This is a genomic window from Methylobacterium sp. 88A (genome assembly GCF_000376345.1).
Lineage (GTDB): Bacteria > Pseudomonadota > Alphaproteobacteria > Rhizobiales > Beijerinckiaceae > Methylobacterium > Methylobacterium bullatum.
In genome coordinates, this window is the sequence record NZ_AQVT01000001.1 from 1,597,268 (window position 1) to 1,614,169 (window position 16,902).

At 67.6% G+C, this 16,902-nt stretch carries 14 protein-coding genes; 10 read left to right on the plus strand and 4 right to left on the minus strand.

Annotation, left to right across the window (positions count from 1 at the left end; translation table 11 throughout):
* Positions 1–89: 89 nt before the first annotated feature.
* A complete protein-coding gene (locus A3OM_RS0107630) occupies positions 90–1,307 on the minus strand; it encodes a serine hydrolase domain-containing protein (protein WP_026175820.1) in 1,218 nt (405 codons plus the stop codon).
* Positions 1,308–1,514: 207 nt separating this feature from the next.
* Positions 1,515–2,009 (minus strand): DUF427 domain-containing protein, encoded by a 495-nt coding sequence (locus A3OM_RS0107635; RefSeq protein ID WP_026175821.1) that lies wholly within the window; start codon positions 2,007–2,009, stop codon positions 1,515–1,517.
* Between the two features lie 241 nt (positions 2,010–2,250).
* On the opposite strand from A3OM_RS0107635, the gene otsB reads away from it, so the two are divergent.
* On the plus strand, positions 2,251–2,997 hold the full coding sequence (gene otsB, locus A3OM_RS0107640; protein WP_018043148.1) for a trehalose-phosphatase: 747 nt from the start codon (positions 2,251–2,253) through the stop codon (positions 2,995–2,997).
* A 126-nt stretch (positions 2,998–3,123) separates the two neighbouring features.
* Positions 3,124–4,134, plus strand: a complete 1,011-nt coding sequence (locus A3OM_RS0107645; protein ID WP_018043149.1) for a glucokinase — start codon at positions 3,124–3,126, stop codon at positions 4,132–4,134.
* 9 nt (positions 4,135–4,143) lie between these two features.
* Here the strand turns inward: A3OM_RS0107645 and A3OM_RS26090 are convergent, their stop codons facing one another.
* Both A3OM_RS26090 and purD read right to left on the minus strand, forming a co-directional pair.
* Positions 4,144–4,314 (minus strand): hypothetical protein, encoded by a 171-nt coding sequence (locus A3OM_RS26090; RefSeq protein WP_018043150.1) that lies wholly within the window; start codon positions 4,312–4,314, stop codon positions 4,144–4,146.
* A gap of 84 nt (positions 4,315–4,398) precedes the next feature.
* The gene (purD, locus tag A3OM_RS0107655) at positions 4,399–5,682 is read right to left on the minus strand and encodes a phosphoribosylamine--glycine ligase (protein WP_018043151.1); all 1,284 of its coding nucleotides are present in this window, start codon (positions 5,680–5,682) and stop codon (positions 4,399–4,401) included.
* 565 nt (positions 5,683–6,247) lie between these two features.
* Here purD and xseA point away from each other — a divergent pair.
* From xseA to sppA, 8 genes are all read left to right on the plus strand, one after another.
* Complete coding sequence (gene xseA / locus A3OM_RS0107665) at positions 6,248–7,888, plus strand: exodeoxyribonuclease VII large subunit (RefSeq protein WP_026175823.1); 1,641 nt, start codon at positions 6,248–6,250, stop codon at positions 7,886–7,888.
* Between the two features lie 171 nt (positions 7,889–8,059).
* A complete protein-coding gene (locus A3OM_RS0107670; RefSeq protein WP_018043154.1) occupies positions 8,060–8,287 on the plus strand; it encodes a DUF4170 domain-containing protein in 228 nt (75 codons plus the stop codon).
* Between the two features lie 126 nt (positions 8,288–8,413).
* Entirely contained in the window at positions 8,414–9,358 is a 945-nt protein-coding gene (locus tag A3OM_RS0107675) for a ribose-phosphate pyrophosphokinase (protein ID WP_018043155.1), read from the plus strand.
* Positions 9,359–9,583: 225 nt separating this feature from the next.
* Positions 9,584–10,294 (plus strand): DUF1013 domain-containing protein, encoded by a 711-nt coding sequence (locus A3OM_RS0107680; protein WP_018043156.1) that lies wholly within the window; start codon positions 9,584–9,586, stop codon positions 10,292–10,294.
* 155 nt (positions 10,295–10,449) lie between these two features.
* A complete protein-coding gene (locus tag A3OM_RS0107685; RefSeq protein ID WP_018043157.1) occupies positions 10,450–11,028 on the plus strand; it encodes a hypothetical protein in 579 nt (192 codons plus the stop codon).
* A 284-nt stretch (positions 11,029–11,312) separates the two neighbouring features.
* Positions 11,313–13,043: a 30S ribosomal protein S1 gene (gene rpsA, locus A3OM_RS0107690; RefSeq protein ID WP_018043158.1), complete on the plus strand. Its 1,731-nt coding sequence runs from the start codon at positions 11,313–11,315 to the stop codon at positions 13,041–13,043.
* A 730-nt stretch (positions 13,044–13,773) separates the two neighbouring features.
* Positions 13,774–15,504 carry a malate dehydrogenase (quinone) gene (gene mqo, locus A3OM_RS0107695; protein ID WP_245257770.1) on the plus strand — a complete coding sequence of 577 codons (1,731 nt, stop codon included), beginning with the start codon at positions 13,774–13,776 and terminating at the stop codon, positions 15,502–15,504.
* 380 nt (positions 15,505–15,884) lie between these two features.
* Positions 15,885–16,865, plus strand: a complete 981-nt coding sequence (sppA, locus tag A3OM_RS0107700; RefSeq protein ID WP_018043160.1) for a signal peptide peptidase SppA — start codon at positions 15,885–15,887, stop codon at positions 16,863–16,865.
* Positions 16,866–16,902: the final 37 nt, after the last annotated feature.

Sequence of the window (16,902 nt, forward strand, 5' to 3'; positions counted from 1 at the left end):
GCCGGGATGGGTCTTTCGTCATGCTGGTTCATGCCGGCCTGCGCCGTCCCGGCTCTCAAATCCGGGGCGATGCCTCGCCCGAAGCCCCGTCACTCCACCAGCGCGGCGTAGGTCAGCACCCGCAATTCCCGTCTGATCGGCAGGGCCGAGGAGGGGATGAGCTGGGCCAGCATCACCACGGCGAGGTCTTCGGCCGGGTCGATCCAGAACGAGGTGCTGGCCAAGCCGCCCCAGGCGACCTCTCCGGGGGTGCCGACGATCTGCGCCCGCGCCGGGTCGAGCATGACCGAGAAGCCGAGCCCGAAGCCGATTCCGGTATAGGAGGATTCGGAGAAGCGCGGCTGGCCCATCGAGGCGAGGTCGCCGCCCAGATGGTTCATCAGCATCAGCTCCACCGTCTTGCGCCCAAGGAGCCGCACGCCGTCGAGGGCGCCGCGCCCGAGGATGAAGCGGCAGAAGCGCATGTAGTCCGACGCCGTCGAGACGAGGCCGCCCCCGCCGGAGGCGATCGCCGGCTTGGCGGCGAAGCGGCTTCCCACCGCGTCGTCGTAGAGCTTGAGGCTGCGGTCGCGGAACAGGCTGTAATTGGCCGCCAGCCGGGACACCTTGTCGGCGGGTACGTGGAAATCCGTGTCGACCATGCCGAGCGGGTCGATCACCCTCGTTTTCAGGAAATCGCCGAACTCCTGGCCCGAGACCACCGCGACGAGGTGGCCGAGGAGGTCGGTGGCGACGCTGTAGTTCCATTCCGCGCCGGGCTGGGCGAGGAGGGGCTGGCGCGCCAGCCGGGCGACCACCTCGGCGAGGCTCGCATCCTGGTTCTCGCCGAAATCGACGCCGTTCTGCCGGTAGAGCGCGTCCACGAGGGTGGCTTCCATGAAGCCGTAGGTGAAGCCCGCCGTATGGGTGAGGCAGTCGCGGATGGTGATCGGGCGCTCGGCCGGCACCGTCTCGGCCTTCACCCGGTTGCCGCCGGTGAAAACCCGCATGTCGGTAAATTCGGGCAGGAAGCGGGTGATCGGATCGTCGAGCTGGAAGCGCCCTTCCTCGTAGAGCATCATCACCGCCACCGAGGTCAGCGGCTTCGTCATCGAGTAGATGCGGGTGATCGTATCGGCGGCGAACGGCGTCGCCCGCGCGATATCGGCGAGACCATGGGCGCGGAAGAAGGCGGTCTCCCCGCGCCGCGACAGCATCACCGAGAGGCCGGCGAGCTTGCCCTCGGCCACCAGCCTGCGCATCCAGCCATCGACCCGCTCAAGCCGCTCGGGGCAGAGGCCGAGGGTTTTTGGGTCGGTGACGGGCAAGTCCTGAACCGGGGTGTCCTGCATGCGCGCCTCTCCGTCTTCACCGCCCTCGGGCGGCCGTCTCGTCGAACCTGGGTCCGGCCTTTAGAGCATCGTTCGGCGCCATGGGTACCGGTATTTGCCGGCTGTCGGTCAAACGCCGAAGAGCCGTCGCATGGCGCGTCGAAGGGCCGTCGCGTGGCGCATCGACAGCGTGGGCCGTGGCGCTCACCAGCCCATGCTGCCCGGTCCGCCCTTGAACGGGCCGACGATCTCCGGCGTGATCCAGCCGCCATAAAAGCCGCCGGGCTGCGGCTCGACTCTCACGTCATCGACGAAACAGGCCTCCATCGCCCTGGCATAAAAGGCGACGAAGCCGGCAATGGCCATAAAATCCGGCGTCGGCGTCGGGTAGGCCCAGGCCGCGCCCGGTGCCCGACGGCCGCCGGCCAGGACATCGAAGAGGACGGCGCGGCCCTTCCATTCGCAGATCCCCCCCATGATGGGCGGCCCGAGCACGCCGTCGGCCACATCGCCGGGGGGCAGGTAATAGGTCGGCGGATGGCTGGTCTCCAGCACGCGGCACCCCGCCACCGTCTCGGCGACGGTGGCACCGGCGAACACCACGCGCAGGCGCCGGGCCACGCGCTCCAGCCGAGGCGGGCGGGGATAATCCCACACGCTTTCCTGGCCGGGACCGCAGGGCAGGGGGGTCGGGTGCATGGGCATCATCCAATTTCGAAGGCGTATCAAGGGGTTGCCGGGAGAGCATCCTCCCGAAACCGGGAGGCCGTTTTCGAGATGGGGGCCGGCACGCAGGCGATATTCGAGACGCGGCGTTTGCGCGTGGCGCGGGCCATGCTAGCCCGGCTCGCGACGCGGACGATAGACATTCGGCCGCTCCGATGGATCGGCCGTCTCGGTGAGCCGGCCATCCCGAGCCAGACACCCTGGGACACTGCCTGTGACGGATTTCGCCCTCTTTCTCGATTTCGACGGCACCCTGGTGGAGATTGCTCCGCGCCCGGACCAGGTGGTGGTGCCCCCGGAGCTCGCGCCCGCGCTCCTGCGCTTGCGGGACCGGCTCGGCGGGGCGCTCGCCATCGTCACCGGCCGCCCCATCGCGGTGATCGACGATTTCCTCTCGCCCGCCAGGTTCGACGTCGCCGGGCTTCACGGGGTCGAGCGGCGGGTCGACGGGGTGGTGTCGGGAGGCAGCGCCGAGGATCATCCCGCCCTGCGCGCCCGCATCGCGGGGTTGAAGGACGCCGTGCGCGACCTCGAATCCGTGCTGATCGAGGACAAGGGCGCTTCCGTCGCGGTGCATTGGCGCCTCGCCACGCCCACCGACGCCGCGAAGGCCGAGGAGGCCGTGAAGGCGGCCGCTTCCGATCTCGGTGACGCCTATCGGCTCCAACTCGGCAAGGCGGTCGGCGAGATCGTGCCGGCCTCCGCGACCAAGGGCCATGCCATCCGCGCCCTGTCCGAGGCGCCGCCCTATGCCGGCCGCCGTGCGATGTTTCTGGGCGACGACCTCACCGACGAGAAGGCCTTCGCCGTGGTCAACGAGGAGGGCGGGGTCAGCGTCCGCATCGGCGGCAGCGACACCATCGCCACCCGGCGCCTCACCGATCCCGATGCCGTGCGCGCCCTCATCTATGCCTGGGCCGACGGCGCACCGATCGACCCCGACGCCCTGCCGCCCGCCTGAGGGCGCGACCGGCCGCGATCCCGCATCGGGGCCGGTGCCGCAGACCTGACCGTGACGCCCCGCACCCGCCTCGAGGGCGGGAGAGATGTGAAACCCCGGATTCCAGCGCGAAGGACAACCGCACACATGTTCGAGTTCCCGGTCCTCGTCGGCGATATCGGCGGCACCAATGCCCGCTTCGCACTCGTGCCGGAGGCGGGCGCCGGGGCGGAGATCGTCGGCCATGTCCCGACCAACGCCTTCCCCGACCCGAGCGCCGCGATCCGCTCCGTTCTCGAAAAGTATGACGGACCGGCCCCGCGCTCGACGATCCTGGCGGTCGCTGCCCGGATCGACGGTCCCGCCGTCCGTCTCACCAATGCGAACTGGGTCATCGAAGGCGCGCGGATCGGCCGGGATTTCGGCCTCTCGCGGGCGGTGGTCGTCAACGATTACGTCCCCGTCGCCGCCGGCGCCGTGGATATCGCCCCCACCGACCTGACGCCGGTCGGCCCCCATCGCGATGGCGGGCTGAAGGGCGACCAGGGGACGAGGCTCGTCCTCGGCCCCGGCACCGGCTTCGGCGCGGCGGCCGTGATCGCTTACGCGGATCATCTCGCCATCGTCTCCACCGAGGCCGGCCATGTGGATTTCGGCCCCGCCGATGCCGACGAGGAGGAGATCTGGCGGCATGTGGAGCGTATCGAGGGGCGGGTGACGGTGGAGGCGCTGCTCTCGGGACCCGGCCTCGCACGGCTCTACAAGGCGATCCATCTCGCGCGAACCGGGCGGGAGGCGGCGGATGCCGAGCCCGCAAAGGTGACCGATACGGCTATCGACGGCAGCGACCCGGTTGCGGCCGAGGCCGTCACCCTGTTCGCCAAGCTGCTCGGACGGGTCTGCGGCGACCTCGCCCTGACCTTCCTCGCCACGGGCGGCGTCTATATCGGCGGCGGCATCGCCCCGCGGATCCTGCCCATCCTGAAGAAGGGCGGTTTCCGGCGGTCCTTCGAGCACAAGCCGCCCTTCGTCACGCAGATGGAGGCGATCCCCACCAGCGTGATCTCGGTTCAGGACCCGGCCTTTTCGGGTCTCGCCGCCCTGGCCAACCGGCCAGGGGTGTTCGTCTATCACGGGCAGGTCTGGACGAAGGACTGAACCGGGCGGCTACTCGTCCGAGTCGTTGTCGACGTTCTGCTCGGCCTCGTCGTAGGTGTAGCCTTCGAGCCAGTCGGCGCTGTTCTGCGATCCGGCGGGGTAGGGGTTGGACCCATCCGGCTGGCCCGCGATCTTGGCGGCCTTGCCCTCTTCCATTACGGTCTTCGAGACGTAGCCCATCGGTCGATTCCTCCGCGCCGGCGCAATACCGGCCGTCACCGAGCAAGATGAGCGGGCGCCCGCAATTTCAAGGGCGCGGCGTCGTCAGATGCCGTCCCCCGCCACTTCGCGGGCCACGGCCCGCCGACCGATGTCCCGGCGGCAGAAGCCCTCGGGCCAGTCGATCCGCGACACCGCCGCATAGGCGCGGGCCTGGGCCTCCATCATGCTGTCGCCAATGGCCGTCACCGCCAGCACCCGGCCGCCATCGGCGACGATGCGGCCATTCTCCGCCCGCGTGCCGGCCTGGAACACGATGACCGCGTTGCTGGCGCCGGCTTCGGCGATCCCCCGGATCGTCGAACCGCGCATCACCGCGCCGGGGTAACCGGCCGCCGCCATCACCACGGTCAGGGCCGCGCGATGAGCGTCGAATTGCAGCGCGATGCCGGTGACGTCGCCCTCGCAGGCGGCGAGCAGGGCCGGCACCAGGTCGGAGGCGAGACGGGGCATCAGCACCTGCGCCTCGGGGTCGCCGAAGCGGGTGTTGTACTCGATGAGCTTAGGGCCATCGGCCGTCAGCATCAGGCCGGCGTAGAGGATGCCGGTGAAGGGCGTCCCGCGCTCCCGCATCCCGGCGAGCGTCGGGGCGATGATCGTGTCCATCACCTCCCGTTCGAGGGCGGGCGTCAGGATGGTGGCCGGGGAATAGGCGCCCATGCCACCGGTATTCGGGCCGCGATCCCCGTCGAACACGCGCTTATGGTCCTGCGCCGTCCCGATCGGCACCGCGTTCGTGCCGTCGCAGAGGGCGAAGAAGCTCGCCTCCTCCCCGAACAGGCATTCCTCGATGACGATCTCGGCGCCCGGCTCGCCGAGCATGGAGCGGACCGCGCTCTCGGCCTGCTCCAGGGTCTCCGCCACCACGACGCCCTTGCCGGCGGCGAGCCCATCGGCCTTCACCACGATGGGCGCACCGGATTGCGCCAGATAGGCGAGGGCCGCATCCTGATCGGTGAAGCGGGCGAAGGCGGCGGTCGGGATGCCGCGCTCGGCGCAGAGATCCTTGGTGAAGCCCTTCGAGCCTTCGAGCTGCGCCGCCGCCCTGGTCGGCCCGAAGGCGCGGATGCCCGCCGCCTGGAGATCGTCCACGAGGCCCGCCACGAGGGGCGCCTCGGGCCCGACCACCACGAGGCCGATCTCGGCGGTCTCACAGAAACGCCTCACCGCCTCATGGTCGGTGACCGCGAGATCGGGACGGTTCTCGCCGTATTCGGCCGTACCCGGATTGCCCGGGGCCGTGAACAGGCGGGAGCAGAGCGGGCTCTTGGCGATGGCGTAAGCCAGGGCATGTTCGCGTCCGCCGGAGCCGATGAGGAGGATGTTCATAAGTCACGCTTCGAAAGACGCGGAAGGCATGCCGGGATGCCGGAGCCGGCGCGAGTGGCCAGGTAGCGAACGGTCGGTCCGAAACATAGCATCCTCGAAGGCCCGCAGCGCAGGGCGGCGGGCCTTCCCGCACAGGGTTTCCCCCGAAAAGCGAGAGATGGACAGTCTTCCCGCGAGGCAGGCGCTCACGGAGGCCCTGGCGCGCCGTTCGCATCGATGCTCTAATTACCGCTTCCGACCTCACGCAATCGATGGCCGTCGCAGGAACGATACGGGCCGTCTGCGGGTTGAACACCGTCATGCCAGGATGTCGCCACTCCACTGCTCTCCCGATCGTCCCGCAAACCGGGTCGGGCCTGCGTTTGTCGCAGTTCCTCGTGAGTGGCCGACCCTCGGTGAGACCCGTCAACGACAACCGTCCCCCGCATATCCCCGGCTTCTGGCCCTGGGCGCTCGCCATCGGCGTCGCTCCCGTGCTGTCGGGCATCCTCCTGCTGGCTCTGATGTTCTGACCGACCGCGCCGGGGTTTACCCGCGCGCCGACCCGGCCTAGCGTCCCCGCGCCATGGCCCTCGTTCCTCCCCCTGCTTCAAATCCTGCCGCCCCGACACCGGCCGTCTCCAACGCGCCAGAATGGTCGGTGGGGGACCTCGCCTCGGCCTTGAAACGGACGCTGGAAGACGCGTTCGGCCATGTCCGGCTGCGCGGCGAAATCTCCGGCTATCGCGGCCAGCACGGTTCCGGACACGCGTATTTCTCGCTCAAAGACGGCACTGCCCGCATCGATGCGGTGGTGTGGAAGGGAACCTTCAACCGCCTGCGCCAGCGCCCCCAGGAGGGGCTGGAGGTCGTCGCCACCGGGCGCATCACCACCTTCGCCGGCAAATCGTCCTACCAGATCGTCGTCGAGACCCTCGAACCCGCCGGGATCGGTGCCTGGATGGCCTTGCTGGAGGAGCGCAAGCGCGTCCTCTCGGCGGAAGGCCTGTTTGCCGCGGACCGCAAGCGCGCGATTCCCTATCTCCCGCGGGTCGTCGGAGTGGTGACCTCGCCCACCGGCGCCGTCATCCGGGACATCCTTCACCGGCTGGAAGACCGTTTCCCCCGGCCGGTCCTGGTCTGGCCCGTGCGCGTCCAGGGGGAGGGGGCGGCCGAGGAGATCGCCGCCGCCATCCGCGGTTTCAACGCGCTCCCGCCGGACGGAGCGATCCCACGGCCGGACGTGCTCCTCGTCGCGCGGGGCGGCGGCTCGATCGAGGATCTGTGGGCGTTCAACGAGGAGATCGTGGTCCGCGCCGCCTCGGAGAGCACCATCCCCCTGATCTCGGCGGTGGGCCACGAGACCGACACCACCCTCATCGATTTCGTTTCGGATCGCCGCGCACCGACGCCGACGGGCGCCGCCGAGATGGCCGTGCCGGTCCGCGCCGATCTCGTCGCCGAGATCCGCGACCTCGGCCACCGCCAGGGCGAAGCCGTCCGGCGCAAGCTCGACCGCGAAGGCTCCGACCTGCGCGCGCTCCTGCGTGCCATGCCGGGAGCGGATGCCTTCCTCGCGGGAAAACGCCAACGGCTCGACCTCGCCGAGGCCCGGCTCATGCCGGCGCTGGCCGGCAATGCGCGCGATCACCGGGCGCGGTTCGGCCGCCTGCTTGATCGGCTCGGGCGGCACCCGCCGGGATTGCGGCTGGCCCAGGCGCGCGGCCGCCTCGCCCTCGTCGCGGACCGCCCTCGTTCCGCCTTGCAGAACTATGCGACACGAAAAAGCGAGGCGCTGGGCTATCTCGGCCGGCGCCTCGTCGTGGCCCGCGAACAGACCCTCGTCCGTGCCCGCACGGAGACCGCCCGCCGCTTCGAGCGCCTGGGCGCCCTGGATGCCCGGCTCGGCCAGGCAATCCGCCGCCTGAACGAGCGGCGGAGCGACAGGCTCGGTAATTTCGCGGCACTCCTCGGCACGCTGAGCTACCGCGCCGTCCTCGCGCGCGGCTTCGCCCTGGTCCGCGACGAGGACGGAGCCCCGATCCGCGCCGCCGCCTCGGTGACGCCGGGCCAGCGGCTCGGGCTCGAATTCGCGGACGGCACGCGGTTCGCCCGGTCCGAGGCCGCGGACGATACGGCGCCCGGCGGGGAGGGGCCGCCGAAGCGCAAGCGGCAGCCGCGAAAGTCGGCGGAGGCCCCGCCTCAGCAATCCCTGTTCGAACTGTGAGTCCCGGGGCCGGCGCATGGCGGGGCCGTGACTCTTGGCCCGGCGGATGCTTGCCGACATGCGGCATCTCGCTTCGCGTCGCGAACACCGCTAAAGCGCGGCGCCGAATGTCGGCCCGCACCCTCGATCCCACCCCGTGCCAGCGGCCCCACGGCCTGCCAAGGAGAGACGATGACCACCACGATCGATAGCGGACAGAAGCTGCATCTCGTCTTCGGCGGCGAGCTCGAGAACCTCGAAGGCATCAACTTCCGCGATGTGAAGGGGCTCGACATCGTCGGAATCTTTCCAGACTATGCCTCCGCGCAGAGCGCCTGGAAATCCAAGGCGCAGGCCACCGTCGACAGCGCTCAGACGCGCTATTTCATCGTCCACCTCCATCGCCTGTTAGAGCCGTGATCTGTGCAGGGCAGCCCTCAATGATCGGTGAAGGCATTGTGACACCGGGTCGGGGGCTGTAAGGGGTGCCGCGCCGAGGGGCCGGTATCCGGCGCGGCGCAGGAATCGAGAGATGAAGACGGCGGCATGAAGTCCTCGATCAAGATCATCGCTGGAAATTCCAGCCGTCCGCTGGCGGAGGCGATCTCCGCCTATCTCGAGCTTCCCCTGGCCAAGTGCATGGTCCGCCGCTTCGCGGACATGGAGATCTTCGTCGAACTCCAGGAGAACGTCCGCGGCGAGGACGTCTTCATCGTGCAGTCGACCTCCTTCCCCGCCAACGATCACCTGATGGAACTGCTCATCATGATCGACGCGGCGCGGCGCTCTTCGGCGCGGCGCATCACGGCGGTGATCCCCTATTTCGGCTATGCCCGGCAGGACCGGCGCACCTCCGGCCGCACCCCGATCTCGGCCAAGCTCGTGGCCAACCTCATCACCGAGGCCGGCGCCGACCGGGTGATGACCCTCGATCTCCATGCGGGGCAGATTCAGGGCTTCTTCGACATCCCCACCGACAACCTCTTCGCCGCGCCTGTGATCGTGCGCGACATCAAGGAACGCCTCGACCCGAAGGAATGGATGGTGGTCTCCCCCGATGTGGGCGGTGTGGTCCGCGCCCGCGCCATCGCCAAGCGCATCGACGCGACGTTGGCCATCGTCGACAAGCGCCGCGAGCGCCCGGGGGAATCGGAGGTCATGAACATCATCGGCGAGGTCGAGGGTCGGTCCTGCATCCTCGTCGACGACATCGTCGATTCCGGCGGCACCCTGGTGAACGCGGCCGAGGCCCTGCTCAACGCCGGCGCCAAGGACGTGTCGGCCTACATCACCCATGGCGTGCTCTCGGGCGGCGCGGTCTCCCGCATCGCCGCCTCGCGGATGAAGGAATTGGTGATCACCGATTCGATCCAGCCGACGCAGGCGGTCAAGCTCGCCCGCAATATCCGCGTCGCCACCATCGCTCCGCTCCTCGGCGAGGCCATCGGCCGGACCGCGACGGAATCGAGCGTCTCGAGCCTGTTCGTCTGACGGTCGACGCCGCACGGCTGCCAATCGACGGGGGAGAGCGGGCGTATCCGGCTGTCCATCGTCGACGACCGGACGTGAAGGCAATTGCGCGCCCTCCGGCAGCCGCCTATATACGCTGATCCCCTTTTGAGAGCGTGAGACGGGACTTCCGGATCGACTGATCCGGAGCCTGCGGACCGATGCCCGGCGCCGCCCGTTCCCCCGCTAACGTCGGAGCCACAGAGCATGTCCCAAGGTCCGCTGATGCCGAAGGCGACCGCCGTCTGGCTGGTCGAGAACACGTCCCTCGCCTTCGAGCAGATCGCCGATTTCTGCAAGCTGCACCCCCTCGAAGTGAAGGGCATCGCCGATGGCGAAGTCGCGGCGGGGATCAAGGGCCTCGACCCGATCACCACCGGGCAGCTCACCCGCGACGAGATCGAGAAGGCGCAGAAGGCCCCCAACTACAAGCTCAAGGTGGCTGTTTCGAAGGTGAAGCTGCCCGAGGTCAAGCGCACCACCAAGGGTCCGCGCTACACCCCGCTGTCGCGCCGTCAGGATCGGCCGAACGCCATCCTCTGGCTGCTGCGCAATCATCCCGAGCTCAAGGACGCGCAGGTCATCCGCCTCGTCGGCACCACCAAGTCGACGATCCAGCAGATCCGTGAGCGGACCCACTGGAATTCCGGCTCGCTGCAGCCGATGGACCCGGTGACCCTCGGCCTCTGCACGCAGATCGACCTCGATTTCGAAGTCCAGCGCGCCGCCAAGGACCGCCCGGCGGTCTTGCCCACCGATGCCGGCGCGACCCTGCTGCCCACCGAAGTCTCCACGGCCGGCAATTTCGAGGAAGCCGACGAGCATCACCGCAACGAGCGCGACGAGAAGCTCAACGCGGATTCGGTCTTCGCCAAGCTCAAGGGCATGCGCAGCACCGAGGACGAAGACGAGGAATAATCGTCGCGTCGAGCGTCCGCCAACCGACAGACATACTACCGGAGGCGCCGCTGTTGCGGCGCCTTTATCGTGTTGGTGCGCTGCATGATCGCCAAGCATGAGAAAATGCGCAATATTGACCGCCCTCGATTGCCGGGGACACTTTTACGGGGCGAATGATGGCCTCTCACGAGACGGCACACGACGTGGCGGAATACGAGCCGGGCGGCCACACGATCGGGTCCGACATCCTGGCCACGGGAACCGGCCCCGATACGGCGGCTCGCGACGCCGATCCTCGACTGGGGGCATCGGAACCGGTGACGCTGGCCGAATCACTGATGAATGAGGAGGGCTGGAGCCTGCTCAACTTCAGCGAGGCCGGGCCGAATCCGCCTTATCTGCGCATCGGAGGCAAGCTCCGGATGACGCTGACGGAATACGAGCCGTGTTTCTCGTCCCATATCCGCGACCGCATCCTGTTCCGATCCAAGGTCTCGATGGTTGAGCACCTCCGGAAATACGATCAGATGATGATCGATCCCCTGGCCTTCGAGGAATGTTTCGGCCCCGGCCAGGGTACCGACGCGACATTCCCCTTCGGCGCGTGGCTGACGATCCGCAAGGTCGGCTTTTCCGGCATCGAACTCTGGGACAAGGGCCGCGGCGACGTGGAGATGCCGATCGAGGCGCTCTCGGTCGCCTCCGCGATCTGGCTGCGCCACGCCGATACGCCGCGCTGGATGCTTACGTGAACGCATCCTCCCGCGCGGATCGCAAGCGTTCTGTTGCCGAAACGGACGCGATCGGTTATGGCAGCGCCGTCCTCCCTTCGGATTCGACTGTGCGCGGGCTTTTCGTCCCGCCATCGACCCGTTGGGGAATGGCCCTCGACCATTGTTCCAGATTGCGTCGGCCCTCCTGCGGGGGGTGAGCCTGTCGAGTCCTCCAGGGGGCGCGCGGGCGGCGATCGCCGAGGGTGCCCCGTCACACGAACCGCCGACGCCGGCCTCGATCATGAGGCCTGTCAGGAGACAGAATGACCGCTGGTAGCGCCCTGCAGCGTAACCCGAGCCGCGACGACTTCGCGGCTCTCCTCGAGGAGAGCTTCCTCGAGCACGAGATCACCGAAGGTTCCGTCGTCAAGGGTCGCGTCGTCGCGATCGAGAAGGACGTGGCCGTCATCGACATCGGCGCCAAGACGGAAGGCCGTGTCGCCCTCAAGGAATTCAACGGCCCCGGCCGCGAAGGCGAACTCGCCGTCGGCGACGAGGTCGAGGTCTATGTCGACCGCATCGAGAACGCGCTCGGCGAAGCCGTCATCTCGCGCGACAAGGCGCGCCGCGAGGAGAGCTGGGTCAAGCTCGAGAAGGCCTTCGAGGCCAACGAGCGCGTCACCGGCGCGATCTTCAACCAGGTCAAGGGCGGCTACACCGTCGATCTCGACGGCGCCGTGGCGTTCCTGCCGCGCTCGCAGGTGGACATCCGTCCCGTCCGCGACGTCACCCCGCTGCTGGGCACCCCGCAGCCGTTCCAGATCCTCAAGATGGATCGCCGCCGCGGCAACATCGTCGTGTCGCGCCGCACCGTCCTCGAAGAGAGCCGCGCCGAGCAGCGCTCCGAGCTCGTGGCCAACCTCGAAGAGGGTCAGGTCATCGACGGCGTCGTCAAGAACATCACCGAGTACGGCGCCTTCGTCGATCTCGGCGGCATCGACGGCCTGCTCCACGTCACCGACATGGCGTGGCGCCGCGTGAACCATCCGTCCGAGGTCGTGACCATCGGCCAGACGGTCAAGGTCAAGATCATCAAGATCAACCACGAGACCCACCGTATCTCGCTCGGCATCAAGCAGCTGCTCGCCGATCCGTGGGAGGGCATCGCCCAGCGCTACCCGGTCGACGCCAAGCTCAAGGGCCGTGTCACCAACATCACCGATTACGGCGCCTTCGTGGAGCTGGAGCCGGGCATCGAAGGCCTGATCCACGTCTCCGAGATGTCCTGGACGAAGAAGAACGTTCATCCGGGCAAGATCGTCTCCACCTCGCAGGAAGTGGAAGTGCAGATCCTCGAAGTCGATCCCGTCAAGCGCCGCATCTCGCTCGGCCTCAAGCAGACCCTCCAGAACCCCTGGGAGGCCTTCGCCGAGCAGCATCCGGTCGGCTCCGAGGTCGAGGGTGAGGTCAAGAACAAGACCGAGTTCGGTCTGTTCATCGGTCTCGACGGCGACGTCGACGGCATGGTCCACCTGTCGGATCTCGACTGGAACCGTCCCGGCGAGCAGGTCATCGAGGAGTTCAAGAAGGGCGACATGCTGCGCGCCCAGGTTCTCGACGTCGACGTCGAGAAGGAGCGTATCTCGCTCGGCGTGAAGCAGCTCGGCGGCGACCCCTTCACGGAGGCCGGCGAGTTCAAGAAGGGTCAGATCGTGACCTGCGAAGTGCTTGAAGTGAAGGATTCGGGCGTCGAGGTGAAGATCGTCGACACCGACCTCTCCACCTTCATCCGCCGGGCCGAGCTGGCTCGTGACCGTGGCGATCAGCGCCCCGAGCGCTTCGCCGCCGGCGAGAAGTTCGATGCCCGCGTGATCCAGTTCGATCGCAAGGCGCGTCGGGTCCAGCTCTCGATCAAGGCCCTGGAAATGGCCGAGGAGAAGGAGGCGATGGCCCAGTTCGGCTCCGCCGATTCCGGCGCCTCCCTCGGCGAGATCCTCGGTGCCGCCTTCAAGAAGGCCCGCACCAGCGACGACAAGGACGACGCGCAGGACTAAATCCGGCGCCGACATGAACGGTCGCCGACTCCCTGGAGTCGGTGATCGCATCCTGAACGCCCGCGTGGGATCGCCTCCCGCGCGGGCGTTTCTTCGTCTCGACACGCTCTCTCTCGAGCGGACTCGCCCTGACATGCCGGTTTCAAAATCCGGCATTTGAACGGATTGCGGCGAGCCACAGATTGTTGCCCTCCGGGCCATCGTTTAGGAGACGGGCACCGAGGGATCGGCTCGAACTGAAAACGCCACGGTTCGAGACATCGCCGGTACGGGACGGGATTCCGGAGCGGCAGCCCGGATGGGACATTCGGGCCGCACGACGATCAACTGAAACAGCCCTGGCACTTCGCGGATGGCAGCCGCCGATGCCCTTCGCACCGGCTCGCCTCGTTCAGGGCTGAGTTGCCCATGCGGAATCCTCTCGGACATGGAAACATAGCCGAAGTCCCGAGGCGTCGTATCGACCTCTCATCTGTAAATGTTCCAGAGAGAAAGTCAGAACGTCCAATCGCACCACCGGACTGACAAATAATAGCTGGAAGACTACTGCCGACCCCTTTACCGACCGGGATCGGCGAGGCATCGATCCGGCAGACTGGTCAATCCAGCACACCGGGCAAGAATGCCCTCTGGGAAGAAGCGCTCCTCCGATCCTCTCGATCCGATGCCCTGGGCGGACAGCCGTCCGATGAGGGTCCTTCGGACGTGTTCCGCAGAACGAGGTATGGCGATGAGCGCCGACGACAACGATATGTGCCCGTCCAAGGGCGTTTCCTCCACGGCGCCTGCCCTGAACCGCAGGCAGATCCTCGGCACGGCCTTGACCGGGATGGCGGCCGTGGCCGTGCCCGGCACCCTGGTTCTCGCGGCCCCTCCGGCGAAGAAGGTCGATGTCCTTCTGATCGGCGGCGGCATCATGAGCGCCACGCTCGGTGTCTGGCTGCGCGAGCTCGAACCCAACTGGTCGATCCAGATGATCGAGCGGCTCGACGGCGTGGCGAAGGAGAGCTCCAACGGCTGGAACAATGCCGGCACGGGCCATTCCGCCCTCGCGGAGCTCAACTATACGCCCGAGAAGAAGGACGGCCAGATCGAGATCACCAAGGCCGTCGAGATCAACGAGGCCTTTCAGGTCACGCGCCAGTTCCTGGCGTGGCAGGTTCGCAACGGCGTCCTCAAGAACCCCCGCTCGTTCATCAACTACACCCCTCACATGAGCTTCGTGTGGGGCGACGAGAACATCGCCTTTCTCAAGAAGCGCCATGCCGCGCTCAAGGCGAGCCCGCTCTTCGCCGGCATGGACTATTCGACCGATCCCGAGCAGATCCGGAAATGGGTCCCCCTCATGATGGAGGGCCGCGATCCCAAGCAGAAGATCGCAGCCACCTGGACCTCTCTGGGCACCGACGTGGAGTTCGGCGAGATCACCCGCCAGTTCGTCGGGCATCTGCAGAGCCAGCCGAACTTCGACCTGAAGGCCTCGTCCGAGGTCCGGACCATCGACAAGAATCCCGACGGCTCCTGGCGCGTGGTCTCCCGGAACCTCAAGGACGGATCCGAGCAGAGTTTCGACGCCAAGTTCGTGTTCATCGGCGCGGGCGGCGGATCGCTGCATCTCCTGCAGAAATCCGGTATTCCGGAAGGCGAGGACTACGCCGGCTTTCCCGTCGGCGGCTCGTTCCTCGTCAACGAGAATCCCGATGTGACGACGCAGCATCTGGCGAAGGCCTACGGCAAGGCCTCGGTCGGCTCGCCGCCGATGTCCGTTCCGCATCTGGACACGCGCGTCCTCGACGGCAAGCGCGTCCTCTTGTTCGGTCCCTTCGCGACCTTCTCCACCAAGTTCCTGAAGGAGGGCTCCTATTTCGACCTCCTGTCCTCGACGACCACCAGCAACGTCTGGCCGATGGTTCGCGTGGGCGTGGATGAATATCCCCTGGTGGAATATCTGGCCGGGCAGCTGATGCTCTCGGACGATGACCGCATCGCCGCCCTGCGTGAGTATTTCCCCAAGGCGAAGAAGGAGGACTGGCGCCTGTGGCAGGCGGGCCAGCGCGTGCAGATCATCAAGCGCGACAAGGACAAGGGCGGCGTTCTGAAGCTCGGCACGGAGATCGTCAGCGCGAAGGACGGCAGCATCGCGGCCCTGCTCGGCGCCTCGCCGGGCGCGTCCACCGCGGCTCCGATCATGCTGAAGGTGCTGGAGAAGGTCTTCGCTTCCAAGGTGTCGTCCCCTGAATGGCAGGCGAAGCTCCGGCAGATCGTCCCCAGCTACGGATTGAAGCTGAACGACGATCCGGAGCGGGTCGCGCAGGCCTGGGCCTATACGAGCGAGCAATTGCAGCTGCCGGTTCCCCCGCAGATCGACCTGGAGGCACTGAAGCAGACACAGGTCAGCAACACCGTCCTCAACAGCAACCGCACCACCACGACGAAGCCGGTCCACGACCTCGCTCCCTGAGCGAGTGAGTTTGGCCGCCAAAAGCCTCCGATGTCACCGGTTCGACATCGGAGGATTCTGTTTCGGCCGAGCGATCGAACCACCCGCCGAGCCCCCATCCCCACGGCTTCGCTCCCAAGCTTCGCTTCCCGTCGACGAGTCCTCTTGCCGGTCCACCGGAGGGGGCGCTAGAACACGGCCCTGCTTTCGCGTACCCCGGACTCCATCGGTCGTCCGGCGGAAGGACGCGAGAGCTGCCAACGGCTTGGTGCAATCCGGCGGCGGGTGTGGAACACATCTCGAGGGGACGTTTGGGGGCACCTTTACCGGTACATCCTTACGTGTCGTGAGCGAACAGCCGGCCGCAGCGGTCGGACGAGTCAAGGGAGCGGGACGATCGCATGGCCGCAGACGCCGAACTTCTGATCGATCGTCGGCGCCTGCGCCGCAAACTCTCCCTGTGGCGCGTCGTGGGGATCGGCGGGCTGATCGTCGCCGTCGGGACATTGGGCTACCGGGTCCGGGGCAATGACGGCTTCGGTTTCCCGGCCGTGAAACCGCAGATCGCCCGCATCTCCATCGGCGGCTTCATCGCCGGCAGCGAATCGACGACGAAACTCATCGAGCGGGTCCGCGACGCCGGCGCGGTGCAGGGCGTGATCGTCTCGATCTCGTCGCCTGGCGGCACCACCACCGGCTCAGAGGAACTCTACCGCAACCTGCGCGCGCTGGCCGAGAAGAAGCCCATGGTGGCCTTCGTCGACGGCACGGCGGCGTCGGGCGCCTATATCGCCGCCATCGCGGCCGATCATATCGTCGCGCGGGAAACCGCCCTCGTCGGGTCCATCGGCGTGCTGTTCCAGTATCCCGACCTGTCCGGCCTCCTCGACAAGGTCGGGGTCAAGGTCGAGTCGGTGAAGTCGTCGCCTCTGAAGGCAGAGCCGTCGGGCTTCACCCCGACCTCGCCCGAGGCCCGCGCCGCCCTGGCCTCCGTCGTCGGCGATACCTACGCCTGGTTCAAGGGACTCGTCTCCGAGCGGCGCAAGCTCTCCGAGAAGGAACTCGCGACCGTCTCGGACGGGCGCGTGTTCAGTGGCCGCCAGAGCGTTCCGCTGAAGCTGGTGGACGGTGTCGGCGGTGAGCGTCAGGCAATCGCCTGGCTCGAGACCGAGCGCAACGTCGCCAAGGGTCTGCCCGTGCGCGACTGGAAGCCGAAATCCGAGAGCGATTTCAAGCTCTGGTCGGCTCTCGGCATGGGGGCCGACTTGATGGGGCTGGGCGGCCTCGCCACGCGCCTGCGTCAGGCCGGCGACGAGACGGCAGGTCTCGCGCAAGGGGGCATGCTCGCCCTCTGGCGTCCGGGTTCCGCCGATGCGCCTTGAGGGCGACGCCGAATCACGCCTGCCCGGATCACGTCCG

Bases quoted from the DNA above. Each gene is read 5' to 3' on its own strand.
- xseA (WP_026175823.1), top strand. From the start codon at position 6,248: ATGGCCCTCGTTCCTCCCCCTGCTTCAAATCCTGCCGCCCCGACACCG.
- A3OM_RS26090 (WP_018043150.1), bottom strand. From the start codon at position 4,314: ATGGGCTACGTCTCGAAGACCGTAATGGAAGAGGGCAAGGCCGCCAAG.
- A3OM_RS0107645 (WP_018043149.1), top strand. From the start codon at position 3,124: ATGTTCGAGTTCCCGGTCCTCGTCGGCGATATCGGCGGCACCAATGCC.
- mqo (WP_245257770.1), top strand. From the start codon at position 13,774: ATGAGCGCCGACGACAACGATATGTGCCCGTCCAAGGGCGTTTCCTCC.
- A3OM_RS0107675 (WP_018043155.1), top strand. From the start codon at position 8,414: ATGAAGTCCTCGATCAAGATCATCGCTGGAAATTCCAGCCGTCCGCTG.
- A3OM_RS0107670 (WP_018043154.1), top strand. From the start codon at position 8,060: ATGACCACCACGATCGATAGCGGACAGAAGCTGCATCTCGTCTTCGGC.
- A3OM_RS0107680 (WP_018043156.1), top strand. From the start codon at position 9,584: ATGTCCCAAGGTCCGCTGATGCCGAAGGCGACCGCCGTCTGGCTGGTC.
- rpsA (WP_018043158.1), top strand. From the start codon at position 11,313: ATGACCGCTGGTAGCGCCCTGCAGCGTAACCCGAGCCGCGACGACTTC.
- purD (WP_018043151.1), bottom strand. From the start codon at position 5,682: ATGAACATCCTCCTCATCGGCTCCGGCGGACGCGAACATGCCCTGGCT.
- A3OM_RS0107685 (WP_018043157.1), top strand. From the start codon at position 10,450: ATGATGGCCTCTCACGAGACGGCACACGACGTGGCGGAATACGAGCCG.
- A3OM_RS0107635 (WP_026175821.1), bottom strand. From the start codon at position 2,009: ATGCACCCGACCCCCCTGCCCTGCGGTCCCGGCCAGGAAAGCGTGTGG.
- sppA (WP_018043160.1), top strand. From the start codon at position 15,885: ATGGCCGCAGACGCCGAACTTCTGATCGATCGTCGGCGCCTGCGCCGC.